The organism is Candidatus Cloacimonadota bacterium (genome assembly GCA_020532355.1).
In the GTDB taxonomy this organism is placed as follows: Bacteria; Cloacimonadota; Cloacimonadia; order Cloacimonadales; family Cloacimonadaceae; genus UBA5456.
Map to the genome: position 1 here is coordinate 1 of JAJBBD010000136.1, position 10,272 is coordinate 10,272.

Genomic DNA, 10,272 nt, shown 5'->3' on the forward strand with positions numbered 1-10,272 from the left:
ATCACTTCTTAATCAAGCGTTAATCAAGCGTTAATTATTAACGCTTGATTAACGCTTGATGACCACTTGATTAACACTGTCTACAGAGGTTACATCGGGATTCAAAAAGTGGTCTTTCCTGATGCAACGTGACAACGAAATCTGCAAATTGTGCAGCGAAAACTGCAAACTGTCGCATCGTTGTCCATCCTTACTCATCCTTACCAAGACCCTTTTATGTAGTTTTTGACAGGCTTTCTGCAAATCCGATCACCGAAAATTGCAAATTCTGACAGGGTTTCTGCAGATATTGGTTTAGTCCAACATCAGGAATGAGTTGTTTAGGTTAACTCGTAATATGCCCTTATTTTTGTTGATATCGCCAACGTTTTGATACAGTTACAATGTGGTCATCATTATCAAACTCCGTTTGCCATCCTTTTTCAAAGTCAACATCGTCCGATTTGGGCAGTTGGTTTGACTCAAGATTCCGTATCATTATGCGTGAAGGCACAATAGCTGCTAGCCCAACAAATATTGCTTCTTGTCTTCTTAACCCAGATAACATTTTTGTTAAACCAGACATTGAATCAGGTAGTACTGATTTAACATGATCACGATCGGCCTCATTAGTTATACGTAATACAATCCAACTATTACATTGAGAAAGCACAGTTGCTTCTACCTCGCTAGGTCGCTGCGACACAAGAATAAGTCCCAGGCCATATTTTCTGCCTTCTTTAGCAATGCGGCGAATTGCATCCTGAGCAGCTTCATATTGAGCTTCGCCACTGTTTGGTACGTATCTATGAGCTTCTTCACAAACTAACAGCACTGGGTCATGCTCTCGCTCTTCTGGTGTCTGCCAAACTTTCAAACTGAAAAGAGTTCGCGCAATAACAGCACTAGCTATTCCAGCCACCTCATTAGGTACTCCAGATAAATCAATTATTCGAGGTTGTGGACCGCTTCCAATCAGTTGTTTGATTATAGTGGCGATAGGATCATTAACATCTCCTACCCATTCATTCATCATAAACCTGAGCCTGGCATCATTTTGAAGTACCTCAAGTTTATGAAGAATTGAATTATGAGAATCTTGCTTACTCGGTGTAAGAGTGTCTCTATCTTGCTCAATCGATGTTTTGAACTTAGCTAACTTGAATGGCACTGGTGAATCAATCGTAATGCTACTAGGCTCTAACCCGATTACAGAAGCACCTTCAGCACGCGCTACAAGAAGCGCCTTTTTGACTATATTTACTTGCGATGTTGCCACAAACTCAGTTTTTCCTATTAAGAGTGCTACTATTTCTTGAAAATTTAGCAGCCAGTATGGAAGGTGTAGTGATCCATCATCAGTAGAGAGCCTTGAGCCTGAAAATGCTACATTATATTCGCCATGAGGATCGAGAATTATTATTCTGGGATTCCATTTAGTGATATTGGGTTGAGATGCTTTTTCTAGGATACTGTGTATTACCGCTGATACAGTTCCAGATTTCCCAGAACCAGTTGATCCAAGTATTGCTGTGTGCTTTCCTATCAGCTGATTCAAATCAGCATAACAAGCAGTATTGACAGAACCAACGTGATATCCCAGCTTGATTATCGATCCCTCTCCCTGTCCATAAATGTGACGCAACTCACCTTTAGGGGTTAGGTAGATCGTTTGTGTCGGTAACGGAAAGGTTGAAACTCCTCTCTCAAAATTCAATACCCACTGGTCATCAGTAACCTTTTTCCACTCTCCTTCTCCGAACAGGTCAGCTTCAATAACCCTCTCATCTGTTGATGCTGTAGTCGGCAGACCTCTTTCTGCCTGGAATTCAGCTTTCATACGCAGTCTTCCGACAAATGAATAAAGTAATCTTCTTCCATAATGAATCTTCAATATCGAACCAAATTGACCAATAGGGTAAATTTCTCCTGCATAGATCCTTGATAATTCAGTTAATGAAGGATGAAGCTCTGCGATAATGTGCGTTCCATCGACTTCAATTATGTGACCTATAGATAAATTACTAACTGGCTCATATGGAAAATCTTTACTGGATTTCATAATTCACCCCTGATTAGCTTAACAAGATTCTCAAATTTCCACCATAACAAATCTGTTGATGATGTTTTAACTTCGTTACCGTGATAGAATCCTTTATTTGCATAAATACGAATTTGATCTTTGATAGAAGAATCCTCATACCAGTTTTTAAGATATCCACAAGGTTCATCAAATGATGTTAATACTATAATTGTTAAGCTACCCTCAGAATTTTTTAACGCTCTATCAATTTCCGAATTTATGTGTGCATCAGAAAAACTATAGCCTAAAACTACAAGAACTTTTTCGGATTGATTTTCCGATTGTAGAGCATGCCTTGCCAAAGTTAACAACTGGGCGAAAGGATCTAGTTGTGTTTCCCGATACTTCGTCGAAGCAGGCCAGATCATCACTTGTTTATTTGTTACATTATGTAGCTTCTCAGACGCTATACGTCGAGGTAATGGATCTTCATCTACCTGAGTCCAGTCTATAGAGCCATGAAGCTTTAGAACTCTGGTGCCAACATCTTTATGGAAAAATTTCTCGTAATTCCACCACCCAGTTGCACCTCCATCAATACCGTCGTAAAATGGTATTTTCTCCAGCGCTAGGGCATCTTCGAGCAGGGTATCATAATTGAGATTGATATATGTAACTTTCCCAGTACTAGTTTGTTTCCCTGGTCTGGTTGGTCTGTGAACGGATTTCACGAATGACCTATGAACACTGATATCGGTTTCATCATCAGGATTTTGAATAGCTGAAGCGATACCCTGTTTGATCTCTTCAAGTGCAGTTCTCAGATCATTACTGGAGACGGATTGATTCCCTATATATAGAGATGAATCAACAATACCGCGATTTCGTCTGCGATCAATAATTGACAAAAAGTCTACAATATCGCTCAGATAATCTTCGATATTTGAATCTCTTGCCCCGGCAAATTGTTTTGAAACTTCCTGTAGTATCTGTTTTGATTTATCGCTAAGTTCGGAACTTATAACTACTTTTGCTGTTAGATCTGCCATGAGTGGCAGATTTGCAATTCTACTACAACCAGCTCCAATCAGGAACACGCAATTTCCTTGAATTATCAGGTCTTCAAGTGCATGTACTTCTTCTTGATAACTATTATAGATTACGTTCAAATCATCTTGCCCAGGCATCTAAAACCTCCATTTGCTGTATTTATTTCTTCATTGTTTGCGCTAAACATGATCACCAAGGTCCTCAAGTTGGAATACTCGATTTATATATTCATCTGTATCTTCCATAAACACCACGTTGTTCCTCATGTACTCCTCAGGATCATATCCACGGAGTTTAAGTTCGTTTTTTGGTGTCCAGGATAGAATCCAACTACTGAGGATAACATTGGGATCACCCAGCCTTGCTTCAATATCTTTGATGGTCTTGTGGAACTGGATTTTAGGACTGTTGATACCTTCGTGCATGAGTCCATGCGGTTCGATAAAGTGAACATATTGCTTATCGCCAGAGAGCATCCAGAGGATAAAATCGGGGTGGAAGTTACCCGCTTCAAAGAAGCCCACTCCTTTGCCCCGGCTGAGATTGCGGAGGAGAAATAGTTCCATACCGGTTGATTTCATCAAGTGGTTGTTCTTATCACACCAGTCTTTTAAATCTGTTACAAACTGGTACTCACTCTCACCCAATGCAATTGGCAGAATTGTGATGTTCCCGCCGCTTTGGACGTGGAACAGGGGTTGAAAGAGGTGTTTACCAAAATTGCAGGCTTTCAGGTCACCCACTGCTATTAGATCTTGTTTATTACTGATGATTTCTTGCTTGAGCTTCTCTATCTGTTGAATCAGCGTCTGATCGTCCCCATCAACAATAATCCTATATTGATCCTCTGATGGGAGATTATCATCATCTCTGGTGAGCTCACGAAGCTCTAATCTCGGTTCAATAAAGGACTTCTTACAGAAATTGTAGTACTTCTCTGTAAATCGTCTTACCAATTCCGTGGCAATCTGCTGCAGGATGAGAACATCTTGGTAGTTTTGTGGAGCCAGCCTTGTTTCAGGGAGATACAGCCTATACCAGGATGAATCAGATAGTAGGCTTGTGATGCCTTGTTTGGTAATAGTGAGATTGTGCCAGCTCTTTTCCCTTTTGAAACGTTCCAACTCGAAATATAATGAATCCAAATCCAAGAGGCTGATATGCTTGGATTTTAGTTTTACCTCATCCTTTTGCCCGCCTTGAAGTGTGCCTTTGGATTTGATGGACTGGATGCGTGGATACCAATCTGAGACTACCGCATTTTTTTGTAGATACTGAGGAACTGATCCTATTGATGGGATGGGGCCATCTTTCTTAAAGTCATATTCAGATCCATCTTGCTTCTTCTTAGGCCTTAGAATCTTTAGTTTCTTACCAAAATCGGCTGTCACGTTCATGGGAATTGTGATCACTTCCCGTTTCTCATTGCCGGGCAAGCCTTCATCCTTGAGAAACTGCCTAAATTTCTCCATGAAGTCTGCTTCGATGCCAAAGACATTGAGTGTTTCAATGTCTTCGATGAAATCGGGCTTTTTAAGCTCATGAATGTGTCCGCTACGTTTCAGACTCCAGTTGTACCCTTTTAAACGCACTCCCCGCCCAAACAGCTGAATAATCTGAGTACCCTCAGTACGTCCCACATGCATTAAACCCATGGTACTCACACGCCAGCAGTCCCAGCCTTCGATAAACTTCTTGGACCCTACCAGCAGATTTATTGAAGATGAAGAGTCCTTAACTGAAGCAAACATGGCTTCCGTAAAATCACTTTCCTCCACACTTAGTTGGATATCAAATTGCCGGGCATACGCTTCAACATGATCGCAGAGACCTTTGGCATCACCGACGTTTATCAACCCGAAGGGGATATCTGAGTTCCCTAAATACAATGCAACTTCGCCTGAATCACCCTTGATCCTATCCATTCTTAACTGGCCGCTTGCTGGATTGTTGAACAAATGCTTCAGTATATCCAGATAAACCACATCTAAGTTGTCGTGGGCATTGAGAGTTTTGAGTAGATAGGCAAAGGAATGCGCGAAGATATCATTGCCGTTATCATCCAACAGACCAGTGCTATGGCCGCCTCCATATAGAATCTGTTCGATGTAACGAATGAAGGCATCCTTGTTGGACAAGAATTTGGCAAAAAAGACAATAATCAGGCCAACATCAGCCAGCAACTCCTCACTGGGCAATTCTATCTTTTGCTTGCCCTTTTTCTTTGTGACCGTGCTGCCGACAAACACCCACAGAGGTTTCTCAAGATTGAAGGGTTCCAGCTCTCGAGCCTTATCTTGATATACTTTAAGTTGTTGGTAATATTTAAGTAAACAAGCCGTTAGGTAGATATCCTGAACCTTTTGATAGGTTTTGGGCAGGTTCAGAATCTGATAATCCTTGCCAAAGCCATCTTCATAAAACCACCGATAGGAATAGTCAAAGATGATCGCTTTGGCATAACTGTCTTCGAAGGTTCTATTATTCGCAGAAGCCACAGCTTGGGCAAAGGTGGCGGAATACTCAAAAGTAAAGCCCTTGGCACAGAGCTCTGATCTTCTGGTAAACCATACACCTTCTTCTTTGCCGCTCATGCCACGATGCCCCTCATCCACCAGTAAAAGGTTCTGATCTCCCAAGCTGCGGGTGGCAATAGTGTTCGGGCCTTCACTATCCCCCAGTTTGGTGATTTCTATCACATCGATAGTCCCATATCTGCCGCTGGATTTTGGATTGAGCTTTTGAGCTAAATAGAATCCACTCAAATTGAGCTCTTCCAGATGTTGTTCACTCAACCGTTCATTGGGACTCAGCAGGATGACGCGGGATATCTCATTGGCCTTGGGGTGTTTATTCGCGTAGAGCTGAAACTGCAGAAGGTTAACATGCATCAGCAAGGTTTTCCCGCTACCCGTGGCGTTTTGCAGGCAAAGTTTATTAAGGTCATCGATAGCATATGGATCGATGTTCAAAAAACCAGTCCATCTATCGTTAAAGAGCTGCACATAGGCATTCAGATCATCCAACAGCTTCTCTTTATCTGTGAAATAGCGATCAAGGTATATCTCCACAAAGAGCAATGAAAGCCACTGGAAGTACTTCCATTTGATAGGACGATAACGCATTTTGTTGATGGCATTTGTGTGAGATACTATGTTTTCTTCATAGATCAAAAGCTGGTCTTTGCTGATAGGATGGAACTCGTTGTAAAAAAGCTCGCTATCCACCAGCGCATGATAAAACATATGCAAGCCGTCTGTGTCAAAGCCCTCCAAACGAGTGTCTTTTAGAGGGGCAGCCAATCTGTGGAAGGGACGAGTGTGATCTACATCATCCGCTATGGGATCTATTCCAAACTGGCTCATCAGCCATTGGTTCAGAATCAGTTTATTAGTAAATTTATGTGTTTTCAATGCCGTTTTACGAGCCATATCTATCTCTCATCATCTTTGATGGCGTTATAAATCTCCAGTTTGAGAGATTCATCATCTTCAGTACCCTCCATCAGAGCACAGATGATCTTGTGTAAAAGATCCTTGTCTATGTTCCCAGCAGCTACGTGATAACTAATGTTTTCCATATAGCGTATAAATCTGCCTGTCAGAACTAAATAGCCATTTATCAATAGAAACTGCGCTCCCAGAGAGACGGCAATTCGCTTATTCCCATCGGAGAAACAATGGAATTTGCATGCTCCCCAGATCAGATGAGTAAGCTTATCCTCGATAGTAGGGTAATAATCGTCGTTTTGGATATGATTCAAGACACTCTCAAGCTGACCGCTATTGATAATGCCAGTATCACCACCTCCGCTTATTTTCACAGTCAACAGATGCGTATCAAGAGCCTGCTGGATTGTGATGTAATTAACAGGCATTATCCTCTATCCTTGAGGCGCTTCATTACATCCTTTGCTTCTTCCAGCCTATCCGCAAGTTCCTTGCTCTTCTCTCCCAAGAAGCGCTCAAATTCTTTTGCTTGCAAGGGAGTGATGTATTCCTCTAGCTGGAGGTGAAGTGCATCGCGAAACGCCAGATCGCGGCTAGCCATTTTCACTCGGGCTTTCTCGATAAGGGGTTTTAAGACTGGCTGGGATTCAAAGCTGCGGAATAGCTTATCTGTTTCAAAGAAAGTAAGCTTTCGTCCTTTCTTTTCCGATTGATCCTTTAATAGAGCGGCAAAACCACATTCATAGGCGGCGACGAGATCAAGAATCTCAGCATAAAACGTATCACGCACCTTGTCTTTTTTCTGTAGACGGAGGATAGCCCGATACTCAGAGGCCTGTTCTTTGAATATACTGACATAAATCCGATCTGTATATAGTGGATACTTGAAGTTTCCCATATCTACATTATCTCGAAGTGCATCGGTAAACTGCTTTCTGTAGTTTTCCTCGACAAACCAAGAACCGATGAAATCCTCATCCCTTTGATTGATGTACTTTGTCCCTCCCCCCGTCTTAGCATTGATAGTGTCTATCACTATGTCTAGGATAGCCTGACGGAGTAACCTTGCCCTTTCACTTTCAACCATTAGCATGCCAAGGTTTAAAAAAGCCCTGAAGTCAAATATTCCTAATTGAGGTGCTTTAATGTCAGGGAAATCCATTTCACTAACATCTGCCCATTTTGCGGTTAACTTAAAGTCAGATAGCTTTTTCCCTCGTAGAACCTCGTAACCGTTGTTTTTTAGCTCTGTTTCGAAATTGCTTATATAGTTCTTTATGGTTCTGGTAGTTACTTCGAAGAAGTCAGCAATATGATCAATCAAAAAAACTAGCTTACCTTCAAAGAGTATGCCTTGAAGCTTTACCGCTTTTTGGATTTCGTTAATTGCATACTGATTGTTTAGTATGTTTTGCCTATCCACTGTTGAATTTGTGAGATCTTTTGCCATCTTATACCCCCTCAGAGCTCCACATACGCTTCAGAAATTCCTCTTCGATCAGCCGCACCTTCCAGGTATCGCCTTCCAATTGCAGGTTGGGCAGGTTATTGCTGCCATTCACATAGATGGTATTGAACTCCCAATCCAAAGTGCTGATACGGTTCTTTTGAAACCATGTATCCAGGACAAGGTTGTCTTCCTCCAGGTTTCCGGTGAGCTTGCGCCAGACTATGAGCACCTTCTCTTTGAGCCCATCGTTGGGATTATAGGGATTCTTGGGTACCCAACCCTCCACCTTGCGAATCCACCACTTGCCGTCTGCGGCTTGTTTGAGATCTCCATCCAACACCAGCCGTGTATCCTGATCCTGAGGCAGATCAGGATCTCTCAGGTGGCTGAAGCTAGCATTAAAAGTCTGAGGCTCTGCCAAGTGAACCAAACGCAAGCCGATCAGGTAGTTGAAGGTCTCGATCAGATCAACCGCCCTTTCCACATATTCATCACTGCCGGGTTTCTTTACCTTTAGCAGGTAACAGGTGGGATCGGCAAAAGCATCGATATTCAGCAGACTCTGACTGCCCCGGCTTTCTACCTCCAGCAGATAGTGCATCAGGTAATCCTCTTTGAGAGAATCGCTTGCCTCCAAAGTTCTATCCCAGTTGGGATCGCTCACGAGCACAAGATTGTTGAGTGTGTCCTCATAGCTCTCCAGGCGCAGATACTTGAAACAATGGCTGATACCTGTGTCGCGGTTCTTGGGTTTGCCTTCTTTCCAGTTCTTGCTATACACAACCTTACTGATCCGAGGTTTTAAGACGGTATCGAAGTAGTCACCCATTTCTACTAATATGTATTTGCAGTTTCTAACATCATCACGGTTGAGATTGATGGCCGCATGACCTGTTGTGCCTGAACCTGCAAAATAATCAAGAACTAATGGATTGTCCTCGTTATGAGTGCCCGCGTTTACACAATCAATATTCGTAAATATTGATTTCGGGTACGTAAATGGATTACCTGGTAAAATCTGATTTAGAAGCTGTGTCCCATGATTGTTGGCAGAATACTTTGAGTCAGTCCAACATGATTTATAATTAAATTTCTTTTTTATGCGCTTAATATCATAGATGTTCCTTTGCTTCAGATAATTCACGATGAGTTCGTCCTTGATAGATTCTATCGTGTGTCTGGCGAATCTCCATTTCCTTTCTATACCTTGTGGATCAATAGGATACACATCGATAGTTCCGTCTGCTTGAACCTCATTGATCTTTGGATGGTATTCTTCGGGGCAGACTTCCCCAAAACCAATAATCTCACTATCTTTAACTCTGATTGCATAGAAACAATTCGCCCCGGATGACCTAAGCGATTCATCACCTGTAACATCCCGCAGATTACGTACATCCCAATCACCCTCATCATCTCTCAATTGCTCCGAAATGAATCTTCCTGGTTTGGGGTATAGGAAGTATGCGAATTCGTGAGTATATGTAAAATTATCACCTTGCTGACCTGATGGGTTGTGCACCACAGTAATACAGCTTTTTGCATAATCAGGATAATGTTCAGATAACAAGCACCCCAGAACCTCTTGTTCGACTTCATCTATCGCTACTATCTGTACACCTGAGTCCCGTAGGAGATTCTTCGAAGAATATATGCGAGAATCAATCAATGAGAGCCACGAAGAGTCTTTGTATGAGTTTTTATATAGAATCTCAGATGATTGAGCATTATAAGGAGGATCTATATAAATACACTTCACTTGCTCTCTATATCTGTCTTGTAGCAGGTTTAGAGCTTGAAAGTTCTCACTATGAATCAACAAACCATCGCACTGGTCGTCGAAATCGTCTATTGAACTCAAGAGTCTGGCTTTAAAACTATCGTCAAAGAACCTGGTATCCAGTACCAGCTTGTTATTGGCTTTCAGGAAATCCAGGCTGAGAGGATTGCTATAGGCTGGGGTAGTTGTATCGCCCTCGATCTCATCGATGGCAAAGAGCTTGATCCATTCATCGTGTTGAGATTGATTGGCGATGATTTCTGGATATAGCTCCTCCGGGATTCTATCCAAGGTAATGCAGTAGTTGGTCTCCACAATGAATTTCTTTTTCAGCCAGAGTTTCTTCTGGAAGTCCTCCAGTTGAGCCAGGAACTCGATCAACTTACTGGCGATCTTGCGCAGGACCTTGATCTTGGCCAGGTAGTCCTCTGCTTTGGGGGCATCGGCGTTTTCGATGTCGTCCAGGCGCATCACTTCGTTTTTGATGTAGAAATCCAGCTCACGCTTGAGGAAAGCACCCAGGTCCTTATGGATGAAGTAG

6 protein-coding genes are annotated in these 10,272 nt (G+C 42.3%); all 6 read right to left on the reverse strand.

The features are described from left to right. Nucleotides 1-343 precede the first annotated feature (343 nt). A complete protein-coding gene (locus tag LHW48_04805; GenBank protein ID MCB5259781.1) occupies nucleotides 344-2,041 on the reverse strand; it encodes an ATP-binding protein in 1,698 nt (565 codons plus the stop codon). After that, nucleotides 2,038-3,189 (reverse strand): SIR2 family protein, encoded by a 1,152-nt coding sequence (locus tag LHW48_04810; protein MCB5259782.1) that lies wholly within the window; start codon nucleotides 3,187-3,189, stop codon nucleotides 2,038-2,040. Before LHW48_04810 ends, LHW48_04805 begins: the two co-directional genes overlap by 4 nt. 42 nt (nucleotides 3,190-3,231) lie before the next feature. Beyond that, entirely contained in the window at nucleotides 3,232-6,483 is a 3,252-nt protein-coding gene (locus LHW48_04815; protein ID MCB5259783.1) for a DEAD/DEAH box helicase family protein, read from the reverse strand. 2 nt (nucleotides 6,484-6,485) lie between these two features. Next, nucleotides 6,486-6,929 (reverse strand): Fic family protein, encoded by a 444-nt coding sequence (locus LHW48_04820; GenBank protein MCB5259784.1) that lies wholly within the window; start codon nucleotides 6,927-6,929, stop codon nucleotides 6,486-6,488. Beyond that, on the reverse strand, nucleotides 6,929-7,951 hold the full coding sequence (locus tag LHW48_04825) for a DNA-binding protein (protein ID MCB5259785.1): 1,023 nt from the start codon (nucleotides 7,949-7,951) through the stop codon (nucleotides 6,929-6,931). The genes LHW48_04820 and LHW48_04825 overlap by 1 nt, the downstream gene beginning before the upstream one ends. Nucleotide 7,952: 1 nt before the next feature. Next, a partial coding sequence (locus LHW48_04830) for a site-specific DNA-methyltransferase (protein MCB5259786.1) occupies nucleotides 7,953-10,272 on the reverse strand: 2,320 nt, incomplete at its 5' end.